The 21,282-nt window shown below is 70.9% G+C and carries 16 protein-coding genes; 7 read left to right on the forward strand and 9 right to left on the reverse strand.

What is annotated here, in order from left to right:
- Positions 1-344: 344 nt before the first annotated feature.
- Complete coding sequence (locus ABZU43_RS29785) at positions 345-1,331, reverse strand: BadF/BadG/BcrA/BcrD ATPase family protein (protein WP_355009717.1); 987 nt, start codon at positions 1,329-1,331, stop codon at positions 345-347.
- A 206-nt stretch (positions 1,332-1,537) separates the two neighbouring features.
- Between ABZU43_RS29785 and ABZU43_RS29790 the strand changes: the two genes are divergently transcribed.
- From ABZU43_RS29790 to ABZU43_RS29810, 5 genes are read left to right on the forward strand one after another with little or no spacing between them, the layout of a single operon-like run.
- Entirely contained in the window at positions 1,538-2,491 is a 954-nt protein-coding gene (locus ABZU43_RS29790) for a MurR/RpiR family transcriptional regulator (RefSeq protein ID WP_355009718.1), read from the forward strand.
- Complete coding sequence (locus tag ABZU43_RS29795) at positions 2,488-3,237, forward strand: SIS domain-containing protein (protein WP_091403970.1); 750 nt, start codon at positions 2,488-2,490, stop codon at positions 3,235-3,237. Before ABZU43_RS29790 ends, ABZU43_RS29795 begins: the two co-directional genes overlap by 4 nt.
- 26 nt (positions 3,238-3,263) lie before the next feature.
- Positions 3,264-4,700, forward strand: a complete 1,437-nt coding sequence (gene ngcE, locus ABZU43_RS29800) for an N-acetylglucosamine/diacetylchitobiose ABC transporter substrate-binding protein (protein WP_355009719.1) — start codon at positions 3,264-3,266, stop codon at positions 4,698-4,700.
- A gap of 18 nt (positions 4,701-4,718) precedes the next feature.
- Positions 4,719-5,627: a sugar ABC transporter permease gene (locus tag ABZU43_RS29805; protein WP_354878663.1), complete on the forward strand. Its 909-nt coding sequence runs from the start codon at positions 4,719-4,721 to the stop codon at positions 5,625-5,627.
- Positions 5,627-6,556 carry a carbohydrate ABC transporter permease gene (locus ABZU43_RS29810; protein WP_354878666.1) on the forward strand — a complete coding sequence of 310 codons (930 nt, stop codon included), beginning with the start codon at positions 5,627-5,629 and terminating at the stop codon, positions 6,554-6,556. Before ABZU43_RS29805 ends, ABZU43_RS29810 begins: the two co-directional genes overlap by 1 nt.
- Positions 6,557-6,562: 6 nt before the next feature.
- Here the strand turns inward: ABZU43_RS29810 and ABZU43_RS29815 are convergent, their stop codons facing one another.
- Together ABZU43_RS29815 and ABZU43_RS29820 are read right to left on the reverse strand one after the other, a co-directional pair.
- The gene (locus tag ABZU43_RS29815; RefSeq protein WP_355009733.1) at positions 6,563-8,254 is read right to left on the reverse strand and encodes an ABC transporter ATP-binding protein; all 1,692 of its coding nucleotides are present in this window, start codon (positions 8,252-8,254) and stop codon (positions 6,563-6,565) included.
- Positions 8,255-8,304: 50 nt separating this feature from the next.
- Positions 8,305-10,011, reverse strand: a complete 1,707-nt coding sequence (locus ABZU43_RS29820; RefSeq protein ID WP_355009734.1) for an ABC transporter ATP-binding protein — start codon at positions 10,009-10,011, stop codon at positions 8,305-8,307.
- Between the two features lie 120 nt (positions 10,012-10,131).
- Between ABZU43_RS29820 and ABZU43_RS29825 the strand changes: the two genes are divergently transcribed.
- Both ABZU43_RS29825 and ABZU43_RS29830 read left to right on the forward strand, forming a co-directional pair.
- Positions 10,132-11,841 (forward strand): bifunctional 3'-5' exonuclease/DNA polymerase, encoded by a 1,710-nt coding sequence (locus ABZU43_RS29825; RefSeq protein ID WP_355009735.1) that lies wholly within the window; start codon positions 10,132-10,134, stop codon positions 11,839-11,841.
- Positions 11,842-12,104: 263 nt separating this feature from the next.
- Positions 12,105-12,698 carry an NTP transferase domain-containing protein gene (locus ABZU43_RS29830; protein ID WP_355009720.1) on the forward strand — a complete coding sequence of 198 codons (594 nt, stop codon included), beginning with the start codon at positions 12,105-12,107 and terminating at the stop codon, positions 12,696-12,698.
- 186 nt (positions 12,699-12,884) lie between these two features.
- Here the strand turns inward: ABZU43_RS29830 and ABZU43_RS29835 are convergent, their stop codons facing one another.
- The 6 genes from ABZU43_RS29835 to ABZU43_RS29860 form a co-directional block, all read right to left on the reverse strand.
- A complete protein-coding gene (locus ABZU43_RS29835; RefSeq protein ID WP_355009721.1) occupies positions 12,885-14,294 on the reverse strand; it encodes a GH1 family beta-glucosidase in 1,410 nt (469 codons plus the stop codon).
- Positions 14,291-16,522, reverse strand: coding sequence for an alpha-xylosidase (gene yicI, locus ABZU43_RS29840; RefSeq protein ID WP_355009722.1), 2,232 nt, complete (start codon positions 16,520-16,522; stop codon positions 14,291-14,293). The genes ABZU43_RS29835 and yicI overlap by 4 nt, the downstream gene beginning before the upstream one ends.
- Positions 16,519-17,406, reverse strand: coding sequence for a carbohydrate ABC transporter permease (locus tag ABZU43_RS29845; protein WP_355009723.1), 888 nt, complete (start codon positions 17,404-17,406; stop codon positions 16,519-16,521). The genes yicI and ABZU43_RS29845 overlap by 4 nt, the downstream gene beginning before the upstream one ends.
- Before the next feature lies 1 nt (position 17,407).
- A complete protein-coding gene (locus ABZU43_RS29850) occupies positions 17,408-18,376 on the reverse strand; it encodes a sugar ABC transporter permease (protein ID WP_355009724.1) in 969 nt (322 codons plus the stop codon).
- Between the two features lie 60 nt (positions 18,377-18,436).
- A complete protein-coding gene (locus tag ABZU43_RS29855) occupies positions 18,437-19,741 on the reverse strand; it encodes an extracellular solute-binding protein (RefSeq protein WP_355009725.1) in 1,305 nt (434 codons plus the stop codon).
- A 76-nt stretch (positions 19,742-19,817) separates the two neighbouring features.
- Complete coding sequence (locus tag ABZU43_RS29860) at positions 19,818-20,849, reverse strand: LacI family DNA-binding transcriptional regulator (RefSeq protein ID WP_355009736.1); 1,032 nt, start codon at positions 20,847-20,849, stop codon at positions 19,818-19,820.
- Positions 20,850-21,282: the final 433 nt, after the last annotated feature.

Below are 21,282 nucleotides of genomic sequence, written 5' to 3' on the forward strand. Positions count from 1 at the left end.
GTGTGGAGCCACCGCGGACCCCTTGATCGTGCTCGATCCAGGATGTAGTCCCCTCCTGGCGGCGTGAGGCCACTACATCCTGGTTCGAGCACGATCTTGGGCCGGGCGCTCCGCGCGGCCGGGCGGGGTGCGAGGCGGCCGGGCGGGGTGCGAGGCGGCCGGGCGGGGTGCGAGGCGGCCGGGCGGGGGTGCGAGGCGGCCGGGCGGGGGTGCGAGGCGGCCGGGCGGGGTGCGGGGCGCAGTGCGGCGCGGGGTGCGCCGCGGGCAGGTCAGGCGCGGGGCACTGCGGTGCGGGGGTGCGAGGTGCCGTGCCGATGCGGGCGGCGCGCTGCGCGCCGTTGCCTTCAGGGGGTGGGGAAGAGGCGGGCGTGCAGCGCGCCCGGGTCGGTCACCTCGGGTAGGCCACGGGCGGCGAGCCAGGCCGCGGCGGCGGCCCCGTCTCCGGCGGTGCGCAGTGGCGCGTCCGGCCAGTGCCGCGCGATCTCGGCCCGGACAGCGGCGGCGAGCGGGGTGTCCGCGGTGAGCAGGCCGCCGCCGAGCACGATCGGTGTCACAGCCCCGGCGGGGCGGATGCGGCTCACGCTCTCAGTGAGGTGCGCGGCGGCGTCGGTGATCAGTTCGGTGGCGACCGGGTCGCCGTGGGTGGCGGCGTCGACGACCAGCGGCGCGAGCCGGGCCAGTTCGACGGGGGGTCGACGGGTCACCGTCTGGATGGTGGCGTCGACGGTGTCCCGGGGGCGGGCGGCGATGTCGGCGCTGCCCAGAATCTCGGTGAGCACGGTGGTGGTCAGCGCGCCCAGCGCACTGCCGGCGTCGAGGTCGGCGAGCAGTCGGCGTACGGCTTCCCGACCGAGCCAGAAGCCCGACCCGGCGTCGCCGAGCAGCCAGCCGTGGCCGTCGGCGATCCGGTCGAGCCGCAGCTCGTGGACGTGGGCGGTGATCGCGCCGGTGCCGGCGATGAGGATGGTTCCGTCCGGGGCGGCGGTGCCGGAGGCGTACGCGACCAGGGCGTCGCCGTGGACCTCGTACGGGCAGCGCAGGCCGGCGTCATGCCAGGCCTGGTCGAAGGCGGCCCGCCCGGCCGGGTCGGCGAGCAGTCGGCCGGCTCCGGCGAGCCCGATGGTCCCGGCGGCGGCCCGCGTCGGGTCGACGTCGGCGAGCGCTTCGCGCAGCGCGGTCAGCAGTTCGGCGGCGGCGCGCTCGGCGCCGTGACTGGTGGGGTTGCCGCCGCCGGCGCGACCGGTGCCGACGCGTTGCCCGGTGAGGGTGAGGACGGTCGCCCGGGTGGACGTACCGCCGATGTCGAGACCCACCACGACGCTGTCGGACATCGGTACGACTCTCCTTGCGCGGAACGGCGATCTGGCTTGTTCATGCTGGTCGGCGCGGTCGTGCGGGGCAAGTTGTGGCCGGCGTGAGGGGCCGTGCGCCAGGTAACAGTTTGAAAACTTCGCCCACGGTCTTGACATAGACGGTCGTTCAGTAAGAAATTTTACCACTAACAGTTAACAGTCTTTTCGGAAAGCAGGGGCGTCTCATGGTTGATCACGAGGTGGACACCGCCGCGGGGACCGCGGTGGTCGACGCCAACGTGATCGAGCGCCGAACCTCGGCCTCCGACGGGGTGCTGGCCAGGGTCCGCAACGGGCTCGGCGAGTTGACCGGTGCCCTGCACCGCGTCGCCGAGCACGTGCTCAGCGACCCGGAGGCCGCCGCCCGCTCGACGATCGTCGAACTGGCCGAGCGCAGCGGCACCTCACCGGCGACCATCACCCGGTTCTGCCGGGCGATGGGCTTCGAGGGGTACGCCGACCTGCGACTGGGCATCGCCTCCGAGACCGGCCGGGCCCGCTCTGCCGGTTGGACAGTCGACATCGGACGCGAGATCCAACCGAGCGACCCGCTCGCCCGGGTGCTCGACCAGATCATGGCCGCCGACACGCGGGCCATGCACGACACCGCCACCCTGCTCGACCTCACCGAGGTGGAGCGGGCCGCGGTGGCGATCGCCGGCGCCAGCAGGGTGAACATCTTCGGTGCCAGCGGCAGCGCCCTGGTCGGTGAGGAGATGCAGTTCAGCCTGCACCGCATCGGTGTGGCGGCGTGGGCCTGGAACGACGTGCACGAGGGGCTGGCCAGCGCCGCGTTGCTGCGATCGGGGGACGTGGCGCTCGGCATCTCGCACACCGGGCAGACCCGGGAGACGATCGAAATGCTCGCCGAGGCGGGCAGCCGGGGCGCCACCACGCTCGCGCTCACCGGCTTCCCTCGCTCCCCATTGGCCGAGCTGGCCGACATCGTCCTGCTCACCGCCAGCCAGGCGACCACCTTCCGGCCGGACGCGCTCTCCGCCCGGCACCCCCAACTGGTGGTGCTCGACCTGCTCTACATCGCCGTCGCCCAACGCACGCACGACCGCGCGCACGCGGCCTTCCGGCGGACAGCGCAGGCCGTCGACGGGCACAAGGCAGCGAAGGGAGCCCACTCATGATCAGCGCCCAGGGGTACGCGGACGCCGTCCGCCCGGTGCTCGACCGGCTGCTCGACTCGGAGGCCGACGGGATCACCCGGGCCGCCGACCTGATCGCCGACAGCCTGCGCGACGGCGGCGTGCTCCAGGCGTTCGGCGCCGGGCACTCGGAGGCGTTCGCCGCCGAGCTGGTCGCCCGGGCCGGCGGGTTGGTCCCCACCAACCGGCTCTCGGTACGGGACCTGGTGATGCACGGTGACGCCCCGCGTGACGTGCTCGCCGACCCCAAGCTGGAACGTGATCCCTCCATCGCCCACCAGATCTACGCGCTCGCGGCGCCCCAGCCGCGCGACGTGTTCGTGGTGGCGTCCCAGTCCGGCATCAACGGCTCGGTGGTCGAGCTGGCGGCGCTGGTCACCGAGCGCGGTCACCCGTTGATCGCGGTCACCTCGGTCGAGCACACCGCGCGGGTGGCGCCACGGCACCCGTCCGGGCACCGGCTCGCCGACCTCGCCGACGTCGTGCTGGACAACGGCGCGCCGTACGGCGATGCACTGCTGCCGCTCGAGGGCGGCGGCGCGGTCTGTGCGGTCTCCTCGGTCACCACGGCGCTGCTGGCGCAGTTGCTGACCGCGGAGGTCGTACGACGGTTCCACCAGGCCGGGGAGGTACCCCCTATCTACCTCTCCGCCAACGTCCCCGGCGGGGACGAGCACAACCTCGCCCTCGAGTCGCGGTACGCCGGACGTCTCCGGCGTACCGCATGACCCGAATTTCACAAGGAGAGACGACGATGTCGATTACCCCCGAACACCCGGCCGCACTCGACCGTCGCACGGTCCTGCGTCGCGCCGCCGCCGTGGGCATGCTCGCCACTCCGGCCATCGGCCTGCTCGGCGCGTGCGCCACCAGCGGCAGCGACGGTGACAACGAGCAGGTCGCCGGCGGCACCAAGAGCGAGGCGAACCCGCTGGGCGTCAAGGAGGACGCCGCGATCGAGGTGGTCATCTTCAACGGTGGCTACGGCGAGAAGTACGCCACCGACGTGCACGAGCCGCTGTACAAGAAGGCGTTCCCCAAGGCCGAGGTCAAGCACCAGGCCACCCAGGCCGTCTCCACTGTGCTCCAGCCGCGGTTCGCCTCCGGCAACCCGCCGGAGTTCGTGAACAACTCGGGCGAGAAGCTGATGGACTTCGGCGCGCTCGTGGCCGACGGTCAGCTCCAGGACCTCACCGAGCTGTGGGACGCGCCGTCGGTCGACGACCCGACCAAGAAGGTCCGCGACACGGTGGTGCCGGGCACCATCGAGGCCGGTTCCTTCAACGGCAAGCCGTTCGTCCTGTACTACGTCTCCACGGTCTTCGGTATCTGGTACTCGGCCAAGCTGTTCAAGGACAATGGCTGGGCGCCGGCGAAGACCTGGGAAGAGTTCATGACCCTGCTCACGAACATCAAGGCCAAGGGCATCACCCCGTACGGCTACGCCGGTGCGAACGCGGCCTACTACCAGTGGAACGTGATCCTCACCCAGGCCGCCAAGATCGGCGGCACGGACGTGCTGAAGAACATCGACAACCTGGAGGACGGCGCCTGGAAGCAGGACGCCGTGAAGCAGGCGGCCGCGGCGTGGGCCGAGGTCGGGGCGAAGTTCAGCGACAAGAGCTTCGAGGGCCTCAAGCACACCGACGTGCAGCTGCGGCAGAACCAGTACAAGGTGGCCCTGTACCCCAGCGGTGACTGGCTGGAGGGCGAGCAGAAGAAGGACACCCCGGCCGGCTTCGACTACCAGCTCATGCCGGTGCCGAGCCTGACCGCATCGGACAAGCTGCCAGCCACCGCGCTGCGCGCCACCGCCGGTGAGGGCTACTTCGTCTCGGCCAAGAGCAAGAACCCCAAGGGTGGCCTGGAGTACATGCGTCAGATGCTGTCGAAGGCGGGCGCGAAGGGCTTCACCGAGGTGGTCAAGGCCCCGACCGTGGTCACCGCCGGCTCGGAGGGCTTCGCCTTCCCGCCCGGTGTGGCCAGCTCGCAGGCCGCGCTCAAGGCAGCCGGTCAGGACGTGTTCAACCTGTACTTCGACGGCTGGTACAAGGAGCTCGACACCGAGGCGCGTACCGCCACCAACGAGCTGATGTTCGGCCGGATCAACGCCGACGCCTTCGTGGAGCGGATCCAGAAGCGCGCCGACGCCATCAAGAAGGACAGCTCCGTCACCAAGTTCAAGCGCTGATCGATCGGAGCTAGGGTCATGCGGCACGGCAAGTATCCATTCGTGATCGGGTTCCTGTTCGCCCCGGTCGCGCTGTACGTGACATTCGTGATCTGGCCGTACGCGCAGGCGTTCCAGATCTCGATGACCAACTGGCGGGGGCTGTCCGCCCCGCAGTGGGTGGGCTTCGACAACTACCAGAGGTTGCTCGACGACGGGGCCTTCTGGAAGGCGGTCCAGCACCACGGCGTACTGCTGCTTGCCCTGCCGCTGATCACCATTGCCATCGCGTTGTTCTTCTCCTTCCTGCTCAACGTGGGCGGCAAGAGCAGCGGTGGTCAACGCCAGGGGGTCTGGGGGGCGAAGTTCTACCGGGTGGTGTTCTTCTTCCCCCAGGTCCTGGCGGTGGCCATCATCGCGGTGTTGTTCCAGATGGTGTACCGGCCGAACGAGTCCGGCCTGATCAACGGCGTGTTGATGAAGTTCGGCATCGAGCCGATCCTCTTCCTGGTCAAGCCGAGCCTGGCCCTCTGGTCGATCCTCGCGGTGCTGGTCTGGCAGGCGGTCGGCTTCTACGTGGTGCTCTTCTCGGCGGGGATGGCCTCCATCCCCGGTGAGATCTACGAGGCCGCCGAGATGGACGGGGCGACGAGGGTGACGTTGTTCTTCCGGGTCACCCTGCCGCTGCTCTGGGACACGCTCCAGGTGGCCTGGGTGTACCTCGGGATCGCGGCGTTCGACGCGTTCGCCATCGTGGCGGTGCTCTCGGTAGACGGTGGCGGCCCGGACGGCGCCACCACCGTGCTGGCCATGGAGATCTACCGCAACGCGTTCGTCTACTCGAAGTACGGCTACGCCTCGGCGATGGGCGTGGCGTTGTTCTTCCTCACCCTCACGTTCGCGGCGCTGACGCTGCGGCTCACCAAGCGGGAAAGCGTGGAGTACTGATGAATCCGCAGTCGACGCTGCCGCCGACCCCGGCCGCGCTGCCGCCGAAGACCGGTGACCCGTCCGCCCCCGCCGGGCCGGGGCGTAAGGACCCTCGCTCGGAGGTACGGCTCTTCGCCGGCCTGGGGCACGTCGCGCTCGCCGTGTGGGCGGTGATCGTCATCGTGCCGATCCTCTGGACGTTCCTGGCCGCGTTCAAGAACACCAGCGAGATCTTCAGCAGCCCGTGGACGCTCCCGGCCGAGCTGCGGTGGGAGAACTTCGGGCGGGCCTGGACCAAGGCGCACGTCGGCCGTTACTTCATCAACAGCGTGATCGTGGTGTCGTGCAGCACGTTCCTCACCATGCTGCTCGGCTCGATGGCCGCGTACGTGCTGGCCCGTTACAAGTTCTGGGGCAACCGGGCGGTCTACTACCTGTTCGTCTCCGGGTTGGCCTTCCCGGTCTTCCTGGCCCTGGTGCCGCTCTTCTTCGTCGTGAAGAACCTCGGGTTGCTCGACACCCACACCGGCGTGATCCTGGTCTACTCGGCGTACTCGTTGCCGTTCACCGTGTTCTTCCTGGCCGCGTTCTTCAAGACGCTGCCGTCGTCGGTGGCCGAGGCGGGGATGATCGACGGCTGCTCGCACACCCGCCTGTTCTTCCAGGTGATGATGCCGATGGCGAAGCCGGGCCTGATCAGCGTGGCGATCTTCAACATCATCGGCCAGTGGGCGCAGTACCAGCTCCCGTTGGTGCTGCTCTCCAACGCCAAGGACAAGTGGGTGCTCACCCAGGGCATCGCCGACATCTCGGTGAACGCCGGCTACGAGGCGGACTGGTCCGGGCTGTTCGCCGCGCTGACCATCGCCATCCTTCCGATGATCATCGTGTACGCGGTCTTCCAGCGTCAGATCCAGGCCGGCCTCACCTCCGGAGCGGTGAAGTAGGACGCCTCACCGCTCGTCGACGCGGGTGTGCCAGGAGCGCCACAGCGCCGCGTACGCCCCGCCGGCCGCTACCAGCTCGTCGTGGCTGCCGATCTCGGTGATCCGACCGTCGGCGAGCACGGCGACCCGGTCGGCGTCGTGCGCGGTGTTGAGTCGGTGCGCGATCGCGATGACGGTCCGCCCGACCAGCACGGCGGCCAGCGCGCGTTCGGTCCGGCGGGCGGTGGACGGGTCGAGCGCGGCGGTCGCCTCGTCCAGGATCAGCGTGTGCGGGTCGGCGAGCACCAACCGGGCCAGCGCGAGCTGTTGGGCCTCGGCCGCACCGAGTTGACGGGCCCCGTCGCCGAGCTGGGTGTCCAGGTCGTCGGGGAGCTCGGCGAACCACCCGGCGCCCACCGTGAGCAGCGCGGCGCGCATCTCCTCGTCGGAGGCGTCGGGCGCGGCGAAGGAGAGGTTGTCGCGTACCGAGCCGATGAAGACGTGGTGCTCCTGGGTGACCAGGGCGATCCGGCGGCGTCGCTCGGCCGGGTCGAGGTCGGTGATCGGGCAGCCGCCGATGGTCACGACGCCGTGGCGTGGCGCGTCGATCCCGGCCAGCAGCCGGGCCAGGGTGGACTTGCCGGCTCCGGACGGGCCGACGACGGCCAGCCGCTCACCGGGCTGCACCTCCAGGTCGATGCCGTGCAGCACGTCCGGCCCGTCGGAGTAGGAGAACCGGGCGCCACTGACGACCAGCCGCTCACCCCGTGACGAGGCGTCAGTGCCTGGCGCTTCCGGCGGGACCATGCCCACGCCGAGCAGTCGCGCGTACGACGCGAAGCCGCGTTGCGCCTGCTCGGTCCACTGCAACAGCCGGTCCAACGGGTCGATCGCCTGCTGCAGGTAGAGCGCGGCGGCGACCACCGCGCCGAGCGACACCATGTCCCGGGAGAGCAGGTAGCCCCCGACGAGCAGGACCATGGCGACCGGCAGCGGATAGCTGGCCTCGACGACCGAGAAGAACACGGTACGCAGCGCGAGGGTCGCCCGACGGGCCCGCCACACCGCTGTGACGCGAGTGGTGCCGTGCCGGATCCGGTCGTCGGCCAGCCGCAGCGCCTCCACGGTGCGCGCGCCCTCGGCGGTGGTGGTCAGCGTCTCGGTCAGCTCGGCCGCCGCCGCGCCCTCGGTGAGGTACGCGGAGCTGGCCCGGCGCAGGTACCAGCGGGTCACCGCCACGATCGACGGGAGCCCGGCCAGCGCGGCCAACCCGAGCAGCGGGTGCAGCAGGAAGACGGCCCCGAACAGCAACGTCAACTGCACCGTGGCGATGACCATGGTGGGCACCACGTCCCGGACGGTGGTGCCGACCGTCGACACGTCGACCGAGCTGCGGGTGGCCAGGTCCCCGGAGCCGGCGCGCTCGACGACCGAGACGGGCAGCCCGAGAGTCCGGGAGACGAACTCCTCGCGCAGCTCGGCGACGGCCCGTTCGCCGAAGCGGTGGCCGGCGTACTGGGCGTACCGGGAGAGCAGGGCGCTGACCACGACGCAGCCGGCGATGGCCAGTGCCAGCCGGTCCACTGTCGCCACGCCCGCGCCCGCGGTGACCCGGTCGACGATGGTGCCCAGCAGCCACGGCGGGGCGAGCCCGGCGACCGCGGCGGCGCTGTGCAGCGCCAGCACGACCCCGACGGCGCGCCGGTGCCGGCTGATCATGTCCCGCAGGGCGCGGCGTACGGTGCCACGGTCGGCGACCGGCAGCCGGCTCACCGGTACGCCTCCTCGCTGCCGCGGGCCACCAGGTGCCGGTAGGCCGGGTCGTCGTCGAGCAGGTCGGCGTGGCTGCCGGTGGCGGTGACCCGGCCGGCGCTGAGAAGCGCGACCACGTCGGCCCGGCCGAGCAGCAGCGGCGACGTGGCGATCACCACTGTGGTCCGCCCGGCCCGCGCGGCCCCCAGCCGCTCGGCGATCCGCGCCTCGGTGTGCGCGTCCACCGCCGACGTCGGGTCGACGAGGATCAGCACCTCCGGTTCGCTGCTCAACGCCCGGGCCAGGCGCAGCCGTTGGCGTTGACCGCCGGAGAGCGTCCGGCCTCGGGCGTCGATCGGGGTGTCCAGCCCGGCGGGCAGGGCGTCGACGACGTCCTGCGCCGACGCGGTCCGCAGGGCCGCGCCGACCCGTTCGTCATCGTCGTCGGCCCCGGCTTGCAGGATGTCGCGCAGGGTGCCGGCGAAGAGGTAGGAGTCGTGGTCGGCGACGAGGATCCGCGCGCGCACCTCGTCCAGAGCGACCTCGCGCAGCGGCCCGCCGCCCCAGGTGACGTCGCTGGCCACGTACCGGCCGAGCCGGTCGGCCAACGCCACGGCCGCCGCCGGGTCGTCCACCGCCACCCCGGTCAGGTGGCCGGCGCGCACGGTCAGGCCGGTCACCGGGTCGTGCAGGTCGGCCGGGACGTCCGGCCCGGCCAGGTCGTCCGGCCGGCGTGCCTCGGGCACCGCGCCCGGCCACCGGCGGCCCGGGCCACCGACGTCGTCCGGTGTCACGTTGAGCAGGTCGGCGATCCGTCGGGCGGCGACCCGGCCGCGAATGAGCTGGTAACTGCCCTCCAGCAGAAACCAGACCGGCACGATCAGGGTCGCCACGTAGCCGTAGACGGCGACCAACTCGCCGATCGTGACGTCGCCGGTCACCGCCATCCGGGCCGTCAGCCACACCACCGCCGCCAGGAACAACCCGGGGATGGCGACCGTCGCCGCGTCGATCCAGCTGTTCACCGCGCCGACCCGGTAGCCCTCGGCGCGCAGCTCCTGGGACCGGGCCGCGTACCGCCGGGCGAACAGGTCCCGGCCGCCCACCCCGGCGAGCACCCGTAGCCCGGCGACGATGTCACCGGATCGGGCGGTGAGCGCGCCCTGTTGCCGGCGGTAGACCGATTCGACCTGCTCCAGGCGGCGCAGCAGCGGCCCCACGATCAGACCGACCACCGGCACCCCCACCAGCACGCAGACCGCGAGCATCGGGGAGACCGACCAGAGCACCACGGCGATCACCCCGTACGCGATGACAGCGCCGACGCCGGGCCCGGTCAGCGTCAGCACCTGCGCGGTCCAGTCGATGTCGGAGCCGCCGATGGTGGACACCTCGCCCGCGCCGACCCGCCGGGGCAGCACCGCGCCGATGCGGGACAGGTGGCGCAGCAGAACCTCCGCCGAGCGGGCCTTGGCGTCCTCCCGGATGAAGGTCATCGTGCGGTGCCGCATGATGCCCAGGTAGGACAGGGCCACGCCCGCGACGACGATCGCCGCTACCCAGAGCGCCAGGGCCTGGGTGTCGCGTTCGCGCAGCCCGTCGTCGACGGCGCGGGCGATCAGGTAGGGCCGGGCCGAGAGCCCGATCATCCAGGCGGTGCCGATCAGGCTGCCGCGCAGCACCCGCCAGGGTTGGCAGCGGACGAGCCACCAGAGGTAGCGCATCGGACCGCGGGCGTCGGGGGTGCCAGGATCGGGATGCGGGATCTGGGGAGGCACCCGATCACGCTACCGACCGGCCCCGACAGCCCACCGGCCCGACGACGGTGAGGTACGCCTCCGTTCCTGTCGGAGGGGAGAGGCAGAATCACGTTCGTGCTGGTGGCGGTGGTGTCCGACGAGCGGGGTGGGGGAGTGCTGTGCCCGCTGGACGCCACCGGCCGGCCGACCGGCCGACCCGAGGTCGTCACCGATCTGGTCGCCGCGGTCGCCGCCCGCGAGGCCGCCGAGCACCCGCGCTGGGTCTGGTCGACCGCCACGGCGCTCTACCCGACGCTGTTGCGCGCCGGCGTCCGGGTCGATCGGTGTCACGACGTGGAGTTGACCGAGGCGTTGCTGCTCGGGCACGTGGGCCGTTGGGGTGAGCCCCGCTCGTTGGCCGCCGCCTGGGCCCGGCTGACCGGCGCGACGGTGCCGCCCGACCCGCCGCCGCGCGTCGCAGCGCCACCCGGGCACGGGCAGGGCGCGCTCTTCGACACAGTGCCCGGTCCGCCGGGCCCGGGCATCGAGGCACTGACCCAGGTGTACGCCGACCAGCTCACCCGCGTCGCCGCGACCGAGCACCCCGGCCGGTTCCGGTTGCTGGTGGCCGCGGAGTCGGCCGGCGCGCTGATCGCGGCGGAGATGGGTGTCGTCGGGCTGCCCTGGCGGGCCGACGTGCACAACGAGATCCTGCACGAGCTGCTCGGCGAGGCGTCCCCGGTCGGTGGTCCGCCACGCCGACTCGCCGAGCTGGCCGCCCGGATCGCCGACGCGCTCGGCGTACGCGGCCTGCACACCGACTCTCCGGCGGAGCTGCTGAAGGCGTTCGCCCGGGCCGGGGTGGAGCTGCCCAACACCCGGGCCTGGGTGCTGCGTGGGGTGGACCATCCGGCGGTGCCGCTGGTGCTGGAATACAAGGAGCTGTACCGGATCTGGACGGCGCACGGCTGGTCCTGGCTCGATCAGTGGGCCCGGGGCGGCCGGTTCCACCCGGAGTACGTGCCGGCTGGGGTCGTCTCCGGCCGGTGGGCCACGCGGGGTGGTGGCGCGTTGCAGATTCCCAAGGTGATCCGCCGGGCGGTGGTGGCCGATCCGGGCTGGCGGTTGGTGGTCGCCGACGCCGGCCAGTTGGAGCCCCGGGTGCTGGCCGCGGTCTCCGGCGACGCGCGGTTGGCGGCGGCGGGCGGTGCCGGCGACCTCTACGCGGCCCTGGCCCGGGACTCGTTCGGCGGTGACCGGGCCAAGGCCAAGGTGGCCCTGCTCGGCGCGATGTACGGGCAGACCGGCGGGGCCGCGGTGCCCGCGTTGGCGGTGCTGAAGCGCAGCTACCCGACGGCGTTCGGTTACGTCGAGGCCGCGGCGCGTACCGGTGAGACGGGTGGGCTGGTGCGGTCGTGGCTGGGGCGGACGTGTCCGCCCGGCTCGGTGGGGTTCGGTGATCTCGACGACGAGCCCGCCGACCCGGAGCGGGCGGGTGATCCGCACAGTCCGCGGGCGCGTGCCGCCCGGTCCCGGGGGCGCTTCACCCGCAACTTCGTCATCCAGGCCACGGCGGCGGAGTGGGCCTCCACGTTGCTGGCCACGCTGCGGACGGAGCTGTCCGGCACCGACGCCGAGCTGGTCTTCTTCCAGCACGACGAGGTGGTCGTGCACGCGCCGGCCGGTCAGGCGGACGCGGTCGCCGAGGCTGTCAACCGGTCGGGCGAGCGAGCCTCCGCGCTGCTCTTCGGTGCGACGCCGGTCCGGTTCCCACTGGACCTGTCCATCGTCGACTGCTACGCCGACGCGGCCTGACCCGCGCTCGCGCCATGATCAAGTGACGAAAAGTAGGTTCCAGGAGCCCTCCCGACCTACTTTTGATCACTTGATCAACGGCTCGCGTCAGGGGTGGCAGCGGAGCGGAGCGGCTGCGGTCCGGTGTATAACGGTTGTGCTATTTCTCCTTTTCGCCCCGCCACCCCTGGCTGGCGCTCCTCGTTGCAGTGTCCGTAGGAGGGGGCGGATCGGTCGCGGTCGCTCCCATGCTTGAGGGGGCGCAGCTGAACGGGATCGCAGGAATGATCATCGCCGCAGGCGGGGGACGACGGATCGGTGGTCCCGAGGCGTTGCTGCACCAGGGCGCCAAGCCGCTGGTGAATCAGATGATCGACACGATGACCGAGGCGGGCTGCGAGCAGATCGTGGTCGTCCTGGGCGCTGCCGCCGAGCAGGTCCAGGAAACCGCCGACCTGGGCAAGGCGACCGTCGTGATCAACAAGGCGTGGGGCACCGGGGTCGGCTCGTCCATCCGGGCCGGCCTGGCCGCCATGGACGACGAGGGGATCGAGGCGGTGGTGGTGGTGCCGGTCGACATGCCGGGCCTGACCGCCGAGGCGGTCAGCCGGGTGGCCGCGCTGCCGTACCCGGACGTGCTGGTCTGCGCCACCTACGACGGGCTGCGCGGCTACCCGATGCTGTTCGGCCGCCGGCACTGGCCCGGCATCGCGACCCTGGCCAGCGCCGACGTCGGCGCCCGGCCGTACCTGTTGGCGCACAAGGACCAGATCGTCGACATCGCCTGCGACTCGGTGGCCGACGGCAGCCGGGTCGACACTCCGGAGCTGATGGAGATGTACGGGCTCACCGTCCCGCCACAGCGCGTCGGGGTCTAGGCGCCACGCCGCTCGGTCCGCCCTCGCCGATCATGGAATTGTGGTGCCCATTTTGGGGGGCTAATGGGGACTTTGTCACCCACCACAACTCCATGATCGGCGCGGCAGGGCGCAGGGCGCAGGACGCAGGGCGCAGGGCGCGGGGCTCCGGTCGACCGCCGTGACACCTGCAGTGTCGCGGCGTGTCTACTCCGCCGCCTGGTCCAGCTCGCCGGTGTCGGCGAGACGCTGGTACCAGTGGGCGCTGTCCTTCCAGGTGCGTACCTGGGTGTCGTAGTCGACCCGGATGATGCCGAAGCGACGGTCGTAGCCGTAGCCCCACTCGAAGTTGTCCAACAACGACCAGACGAAGTAGCCGCGCACGTCCGCGCCCTGCGCGCGGGCGTCGGCCATCGCGCCGATGTGCCGACGCAGGTAGTCGATCCGACGTTCGTCGTGGATCCGGCCGTCGGCCGACACCACATCGTCGAACGCCGCGCCGTTCTCGGTGATCATCATGGGCTGGTTGGGGTATTCGCGCTGGAGGCGCAGCAGCAGCTCGGTCAGCGCCGGCGGGTCGATGTTCCAACCCATCGCCGTGTACGGGCCGGGCTGCGGCAGGAAGTCGACGTTCTCCGCGGCGACCCACGGCGTCGAGGTCGACGCGCCGTGCCCGTCGGCGTCGGAGCGGGCCGACACCCCGTCCCACGCCCGGACCAGGGTGCTGGAGTAGTAGTTGACCCCGAGCACGTCAAGCGGCACCGCGATCAGCTTCTCGTCGCCCTCGCGCACGAACGACCAGTCGGTGACGGAAGCGGTGTCGGCCAGCAGGTCGGCCGGGTACTCCCCGTCCAGCATCGGGCCGAGGAACGCCCGGTTCGCCAGCGCGTCGATCCGCCGGACCGCGTCCTGGTCGGCCGCCGAGTCCGACGCACCCCGGATGACGTGCAGGTTCAGGGTCACCGACAGCTCGGCGGACGGGGCCAGCTCCCGGACCACCCGACCGGCCAGGCCGTGCGCGAGGTTGAGGTGGTGCACCGCGGCCAGCGCCGCCGCCGGCTCGGTCCGACCCGGCGCGTGCACGCCGGAGGCGTAGCCCAGGTACGCGGAGCACCACGGCTCGTTGAGCGTCGTCCAGGTGTGCACCCGGTCGCCCAGCGCACCGACGATGCCCGCCGCGTACTCCTGGAAGCGCAACGCGGTCTCCCGCGCCGCCCACCCGCCGGCGTCCTCCAACTCCTGCGGCAGGTCCCAGTGGTACATGGTGGCTACCGGGCGGACGCCCCGCTCCAGCAGCCCGTCCACCAGCCGCGAGTAGAAGTCGATGCCGGCCTGGTTGAACCGGCCCGAGCCGCCCGGCTGCACCCGGGGCCAGGAGATGGAGAACCGGTACGCACCGAGCCCCAGGTCGGCGATGTGCCCGAGGTCGTCGGCCCACCGGTGGTAGTGGTCGGCGGCCACGTCACCGGTGTCACCGTTGAGGGTTCGACCCGGTGTGTGGCTGTAGGTGTCCCAGATGGACGGTCCGCGCCCGTCCTCGGTCGCCGCGCCCTCGATCTGGTACGCAGCCGTCGCCGAGCCCCAGACGAAGCTCTCCGGGAAGTGGTGTTGCGTCATCGTTGCGTCCCCTGGATCTCGCAGATGTAGCCCGTCGAGGTGCCGGCCACCAGTTCGGCGCTGACCGTCCCACCCTCGTAGCGCACGTCGAACTCGGCACCCGGCCCGTTGCCGGGTGACGGTACCCGTACCCGGGTCCGCTGCCCCTCGGCCGGTGCGTACACCCGCAGCCGCACATCGTCGGCCCACTCGTAGTCCGGTCGGTCGGTGCGCGAGCCGAACGGGATGACCGCGCCCGGTCGGGCCAGCACCGGCAGGCTGTCGAAGTCGTGCTTCTCGGTCAGCCAGGCCGGGCCGGTGACCTGCGCGCCGGTGACCAGGTGCGTCCAGGTGCCGGCGGGTACGTAGTACGTGACGTCGCCGTCGGCGCTGAGCACCGGGGCGACCAGCACGTCCGGGCCGAGCATGTACTGCCGGTCCAGGTGCGTCGTCGCCGGGTCGTCCGGGAACTCCAGGAACATCGGGCGCATCACCGGCGTCCCGTCGCGGTGCGCCTCCTGGGCGGCAGCCGCCAGGTACGGCATCAGGCCGAGCTTGAGGTGCGTGAAGTGCCGCAGCACGTCCACGGACTCCTCGTCGTACGCCCACGGCACCCGGTACGAGCCGGACCCGTGCAGCCGGGAATGAGAGGAGAGCAGCCCGAAGGCGACCCACCGCTTGAACACCGCCGGGTCGGGAGTGCCCTCGAAGCCGCCGATGTCGTGGCTCCAGTAGCCGAAGCCGGAGGCCGCCAGGGACAACCCGCCGCGCAGCGACTCGGCCATCGCGACGAACGTCGACTCGCAGTCGCCGCCCCAGTGCACGGGGAACTGCTGCCCGCCGGCGGTGGCCGAGCGGGCGAACAGCACCGCCTCGCCCTCGCCGCGCTCGGTCTCCAGCAACTCGAAGACGGCCTTGTTGTAGAGGTACGAGTAGTAGTTGTGCATCCGCTGCGGGTCCGAGCCGTCGTGCCACACCACGTCGGTCGGTATGCGCTCACCGAAGTCGGTCTTGAAGCAGTCGACGCCCATGTCCAGCAGGGCCTTGAGTTTGCCGGTGAACCAGCGGACCGCGTCCGGGTTGGTGAAGTCGACGAGCGCCATGCCGGCCTGCCACTTGTCCCACTGCCAGACCGAACCGTCCGGGTTGCGGACCAGGTAACCGGCCTCGCGGCCCTCCTCGAAGAGGTACGAGCGCTGCGCGATGTACGGGTTGATCCAGACGCACACCTTCAGGTCGCGCTCGTGCAGCCGGCGCAGCATCCCCTCCGGGTCTCCGAAGGTCGCCGGGTCCCAGATGAAGTCGACCCAGTGGAACTGACGCATCCAGAAACAGTCGAAGTGGAACACCGACAACGGCAGCCCCCGCTCGGCCATCCCGTCGACGAACTCGGTCACCGTCTTCTCGTCGTACGAGGTGGTGAACGAGGTTGACAACCAGAGGCCGTACGACCAGGCGGGGATCCGGGCCGGACGGCCGGTGAGGGCGGTGTAGCGGCGCAGCACGTCCTTCGGGTGGGGTCCGTCGATGACGTAGTAGGTGAGCGACTGGCCCTCGACGCTGAACTGGGTCTGAGCGACGACCTCGGAGCCGACCTCGAACGACACGTGCTCCGGGTGGTCGACGAAGACCCCGTAGCCGGCGCTGCTCAGGTAGAACGGCACGTTCTTGTACGCCTGCTCGCTGGCGGTGCCTCCGTCGGCGTTCCAGATGTCGACGGTCTGCCCGTTCTTCACGAACGGGCCGAAGCGCTCGCCCAACCCGTACACCGTCTCGCCGACACCGAGGGCGAGCCGTTCGTGTACGTGCCGGCGGCCCTCGGCGTCGGTGACGACGCCGATGCTGCGTGCGGTGGACGCGGTGACCAGCCGGTCGCCGTGCAGGAAGTCGACCCGCCACCCGTCGATGAGCGCGACCCGCGCGGTCAGTTCACCGGTGGTCAGTGTCGCGCTGAGCCCGGTGACGTCGACGGTGACCGGATGGGTGTCGTCGGTGCTCAGCCCGAAGTGCGGCTCGCGGGGTAGCCCTCCGGTGTGGTGGGCGATGGTCACGCCGATGACACCGGGGGCGGGGGAGAAGAACCGGACGGTGACCAGGGGGCGGTTGAGGGTGTCGCCGCGGCCGGTGATCTGACCGGTCGGTGCGAAGACGGTGAAGCCGCGCTCGTCCGGCTCGACCGACTCCACGATGCCGGGGCGCAGGACGCTGACGCCGGGGCGCAGCTGCCAGTACCCGTCGGTGAACTTCACTTCTCGGCTCCTGCCGTGATGCCGCGCGCCAGAGTGCGCTGGAAGATGAGGAAGAAGAGGATGGCCGGCACCAGGCTGATCAGCGCGCCGGCGTTCGTGGTCGGGGCGTCCATCAGCCGGTCGCCCTGCAACGACGCGAGCGCGACCGGAATGGTCTGCGTCTGGTTGTCGATCAGCATGACCAGCGGGATAAGGAACTCGTTCCACGTCCAGATGAAGAAGAAGATGAGCAGCACCGCGAGGGTGGGCCGCAGGTTGGGGAAGACCACCCGCCACAGCACCGTCCACTTGCCGGCGCCGTCCAGCGCGGCGGCCTCCAGCAGCGAGCGCGGGAACGTGCCCATCACCGAGGCGAGCAGGTACGTGCCGAACGCGCTCTGGATCACGGTGAAGATGATGATCACCGAGAGCTGGGTGTTGTAGAGGCCGACCTGCTTCGCCGCGTAGTACAGCGGGTAGATCAGCGCCTCCTGCGGCAGCATGTTGGCCAGCAGGAAGAGACCCACGATCCACAGCCGGCCCCGGACCCGGCCGATGCCCAGCGCGTAGGCGTTGAGCAGTGACACGGCGACGCCGAGCACTGCCACCGAGCCGGCGATGACCGCCGAGTTCCAGAACTTCAGCGGGAAGTTGACCTCGGTCCAGTACGTGCGCAGACCCTTGGTGTAGAACTCCGTCGGCCAGCTCAGCGGGCCGCCCGACGAGTAGTCGCCGGGCGACTTGAACGCGTTGAGCAGCATGAACGCGAACGGCACCAGCATGACGAGCGCGCCGAGGGTGACCAGGGCGAGCACCACCCAGCGGCTGACGCCACGGTGGTGTCGATCGCGTACGGGCCGGGCCGGCGTCACCGGCGCGGGGCTCGGTGTGAGCGTGACGGCCATGTCAGAACCCCCGGTCCCGGCGCTCGCTGCGGGCCTGCATCCAGATGAAGACCCCGGCCACCACCACGATGATCAGTGTCAGCACCGTGGAGATCGCGGAGCCGTAGCCAACCTGCAGCTTCTTGAAGAACGTGTAGTAGGCGAAGTAGCTCGGCACGTTCGTCGCGTTGTCCGGACCACCCCGGGTCAGCGCGAAGATCGGCCCGAACACCTTCAACGCGGCGATGGTGCAGGTCAGGGCCACCACGAAGGTCTCCGGCCGGATCTGCGGAAGGGTGATCGCCCGGAACCGGTGCAGCCAGTTCGCGCCGTCGACCTCGGCCGCCTCGTACAGCTCGGGGTCGACCCGCTGCAACGCCGCCATGAAGACGACCACCGGGTAGCCGATCTGCACCCAGATCATCACGGCCATCACGGCCGGCAGGGCGGTGCCCGGGTCGCCGAGCCAGTCATGGCGTAACGCGCCGAGACCGACCACGTCGAGAAGGCTGTTGAACGCGCCGTCGGGGCGCAGGATCCAGCCCCAGACGATGCCGGCCACCACGACGGGCAGCACCTGCGGGAGGTAGAACGCGGCCCGCAGCGCGGCGGCGGTGCGGGGCTTGAACCGGCGGCCGACGACGTCGAAGAGCACCGCGGCGAGCAGCAGCCCCAGCACCGTGGGCACCACCACCATCGCGACGAGCATCCAGACGGTGTTGCGGAACGACGCCCAGAACACGTCGTCCTGGAGCAACAGCCGGTAGTTGTCCAGGCCGACCCACCGGGGGTCGCCGATGCCGGACCACTTGGTCAGCGACAGGTAGAGGGTGCCGACCAGCGGCGCGCCGATGACCAGGAGAAAGAGCACCGCTCCGGGGAGCAGGTAGAGCCAGTACGCCGCGTTGCGGCCGCGGCGTCTGCGGCTGGGCGCGGGCGGGGTGGGGGTCGCGGCCGGCGGTGTGGCGGCGACCGTCTCGGAGACTGCCATGGAAGATCCTTCCCGGCGGGGTGGGCGGGCGCGCACCGGTCGCGCCCGCCGCTCGCCGTGTCACTTGCCGGTGATCTCCTTGACGCCATCGGCGTACGGCTTGGCGATCGTGTCGAGAACCTGGTCGGGCGACTTCGAGCCGTTGATCAGACCCTGGAAGCCGGAGACCAGCACGTCGTAGTAGCCGGGGACCGGCCAGTCCGGGTAGAAGGCGAGCCCGTCGGACTTGCTGACCGTGTTGAAGTCCTCGATCAGCTTGCGGTCCTTCGGGTCGCTGATCTTCGACGCGTCAGCGGCGACCGGAACACCACCGTTGTTGCCGATCAGGTCCTGGATCTCCGGACGCAGGGTGATGTCGATGAAGTCGTACGCCAGGCTCTTGGCCTTGCTGTTCTCCGGGACGACCCAGAGGTTGCCGGAGGAGCCGGCCTGCAGGGTGTTGCCGGGGAAGAGGAAGGTGTCCCAGTTGGCCTTCATCTCGGTCTTGAACCGGCCGTACCACCAGCTACCCGAGACGATCATCGGAACCTTGCCGCCGATGAAGGCGGTGCCCATGTCCTCGGCCTTGAGGCTGGCCGAGTTCTTCGCGACGTAACCCTTCTGCACCCACTGCGCGAAGGTGTCCGCGCCGTACTTGAGCGGGTCGGCCTTGAAGTCGACCGGGTTCTTGTAGAGCTGGTAGTTGTCGACGAACTGCCGGTCGGCCTTGGAGAGGGCGAGCTGGTAGAAGAGCTGCCCGGCCGGGTACTCGGCGCCGGCCATGCCCAGCGGGGTGATGCCCTTGCCGACGAAGGTGTCCATCGCGGCGGTCATCTCGGCCATCGAGGTCGGGACCTTGACGCCGTTGCTCTGGAACAGGTCCTTGTTGTAGTAGACGGTGACGTACTCGCCGTAGTTCGGCACGCCGAACCACTTGCCGGAGCCCATCACGCCCTTGTCGCTGTACCGGGCGGTGGTCTGCAGGCTGGGGCTGAGCTTGCCGGCCCAGCCGCGCTTGTCGGCCTCGCTGCTCAGGTCGGCCAGCAGGCCCTGGGAGGAGAGCAGCCCGGCGGTCGCGTTGCCCTTGTTGTACTCCATGATGTCCGGGCCCTCGGACGAGTTGATGATCATCCCGGCGTTCTGCTGGATCTGCTCGAACGCCTTGCGCTCGAAGCGCACCTCCACGCCCGGGTGCTCGGACTTGAAGATCTCGATCGCCCGGTCCCAGCCGACCCCCATGGCGCTGTTCTCGCTCTCGTAGTGCCAGAGCTTGAGGGTCTTGGCGTCACTGTCGTCCCCGCTGTCACCACCGCCGCACGCGGCCACGGTGGTCGTCGCCATCGCCGCCAGGGCGATCGCGGCGACGAGCCGGTGGAATCGCTGCATTAGCATCCTCCTCGTTGAGTATCTAGCCGGTACTTCACGGGGCCCGTCGTCGCGTTGCAGCGCGGCGGCGGGCCATTTACTGATCGGCCCCCATCAGCTGGTGGCTTCGGGGCACGGCGGTCGACCCACGGATCTCCAACGCGCACGGCAGCAGTTGCTGGTGACGAAGGTCAGCGGGGCCATCCAGCTGGCGCGTCAGCGCCTCGATCGCGATCCGGCCGAGCGCCGAACCGGGTGACGTCATCGCGGTCAGCGCCGGGGTGGCCAGCTCGGCAACCTGCGGCGAGGTGACCATCGAGACGACGGAGACGTCGTCGGGCACCGACAACCCGCGGCCGGTCAGCTCACCGAGAATGCCGAAGATCGCCGTCTCGTTCATCGCCAACACCGCCGTCAGCTCCGGGGCCTGCGCGAACGCGGCGGCCAGGGCGGCCCGCCCGCCGGCGGCGCTGTCCTCGGCCGCGATCATCACCGGCTCCAGGCCGTGCCCGGTCATCGCCGCGCTGAAGGCGTCACGGGTACGCAACGCCGGCCCGTAACCGCTGGCCAACGTCGCGGCCGAGTGGTTGACGTAGACGATGCGCCGATGCCCGAGGCCGACCAGGTGCGCGACAGCCTCCCGAACGGTCTGGTCGAAGTCGATGTCGACGTAGGAGAGCGTGCTGGTGTCGCCCGTGCGGCCGATCAGCACCAGCGGCACCCCCGCCTCCTGGAGCACAGTGACCCGCTCGTCAGCCAGCTGGACCTCCATCAGCACGACCCCGTCGAGCATCCGCTGACTGGCCAGCCGACGCAGGTCGTCGAGGTTGCCCCCACCGACCGGCGAGAGCACCAGGTGGTAGCCGGCGACGCTGGCCGCGGCGGCGGCACCGGTGACGAACGCGGTCTCGGTGGCGCCGAGGCCACGCTCGTCCATCGGCATCAGCAGGCCGAGGATCCGGCTGCGGCGACTGGCCAACCCACGGGCCATCGCGTTGGGCTGGTAGTCGAGCTGCGCCATCGCGGCGAGCACCTTGTTACGGGTGGCCTGCGAGATCGGCCGGGTGCCGGTGAGCACGTACGAGACGGTGCTGACCGAGACCTGTGCGAGGCGGGCGACGTCGTGCATGGTGGCCACCGCGCACCTCCTCCGGCCTGGGGTGGGACCGCTCCCGAACTTCGTCGAAGCGTTTCGACGAAGCGGTTCGACAGGACGCTAGGCCACCTGTTACGGCGACGTCAATAGCCGATGTCGAAAAGAATTCAGGGGCGCGCGGAGCCCTCGCCCCCGTCCCTCCCGAGGGCCCTGCCCCCGTCCCTCCCGAGCGCCCTGCGCCCGGCCAGGCTGGAAGGGCGCCGGGCCCTCGCCCAGCCCACGCCGCGCCGTGCGCTACTCCTGGTGGGTCGACGCCGCGCCACGCGCTGCCCCCGTTCGGTCCGCGCCGGTCCTGGTCCGCGCCGGTCCTGGTCCGCGCCGGTCCTGGTCCGCGCCGGTCCTGGTCCGCGCCGGTCCTGGTCCGCGCCGGTCCTGGTCCGCGCCGGTCCTGGTCCGCGCCGGTCCT

The organism is Micromonospora sp. NPDC005205 (genome assembly GCF_040608275.1).
Taxonomy (GTDB): Bacteria; Actinomycetota; Actinomycetes; order Mycobacteriales; family Micromonosporaceae; genus Micromonospora.

What these genes read in the sequence shown, in the direction of transcription:
- ABZU43_RS29785 (WP_355009717.1), bottom strand. Translation starts at nt 1,331, where the DNA reads ATGTCCGACAGCGTCGTGGTGGGTCTCGACATCGGCGGTACGTCCACC.
- ABZU43_RS29790 (WP_355009718.1), top strand. Translation starts at nt 1,538, where the DNA reads ATGGTTGATCACGAGGTGGACACCGCCGCGGGGACCGCGGTGGTCGAC.
- ABZU43_RS29795 (WP_091403970.1), top strand. Translation starts at nt 2,488, where the DNA reads ATGATCAGCGCCCAGGGGTACGCGGACGCCGTCCGCCCGGTGCTCGAC.
- ngcE (WP_355009719.1), top strand. Translation starts at nt 3,264, where the DNA reads ATGTCGATTACCCCCGAACACCCGGCCGCACTCGACCGTCGCACGGTC.
- ABZU43_RS29805 (WP_354878663.1), top strand. Translation starts at nt 4,719, where the DNA reads ATGCGGCACGGCAAGTATCCATTCGTGATCGGGTTCCTGTTCGCCCCG.
- ABZU43_RS29810 (WP_354878666.1), top strand. Translation starts at nt 5,627, where the DNA reads ATGAATCCGCAGTCGACGCTGCCGCCGACCCCGGCCGCGCTGCCGCCG.
- ABZU43_RS29815 (WP_355009733.1), bottom strand. Translation starts at nt 8,254, where the DNA reads ATGATCAGCCGGCACCGGCGCGCCGTCGGGGTCGTGCTGGCGCTGCAC.
- ABZU43_RS29820 (WP_355009734.1), bottom strand. Translation starts at nt 10,011, where the DNA reads ATGCGCTACCTCTGGTGGCTCGTCCGCTGCCAACCCTGGCGGGTGCTG.
- ABZU43_RS29830 (WP_355009720.1), top strand. Translation starts at nt 12,105, where the DNA reads ATGATCATCGCCGCAGGCGGGGGACGACGGATCGGTGGTCCCGAGGCG.
- ABZU43_RS29835 (WP_355009721.1), bottom strand. Translation starts at nt 14,294, where the DNA reads ATGACGCAACACCACTTCCCGGAGAGCTTCGTCTGGGGCTCGGCGACG.
- ABZU43_RS29845 (WP_355009723.1), bottom strand. Translation starts at nt 17,406, where the DNA reads ATGGCCGTCACGCTCACACCGAGCCCCGCGCCGGTGACGCCGGCCCGG.
- ABZU43_RS29850 (WP_355009724.1), bottom strand. Translation starts at nt 18,376, where the DNA reads ATGGCAGTCTCCGAGACGGTCGCCGCCACACCGCCGGCCGCGACCCCC.
- ABZU43_RS29855 (WP_355009725.1), bottom strand. Translation starts at nt 19,741, where the DNA reads ATGCAGCGATTCCACCGGCTCGTCGCCGCGATCGCCCTGGCGGCGATG.
- ABZU43_RS29860 (WP_355009736.1), bottom strand. Translation starts at nt 20,849, where the DNA reads ATGCACGACGTCGCCCGCCTCGCACAGGTCTCGGTCAGCACCGTCTCG.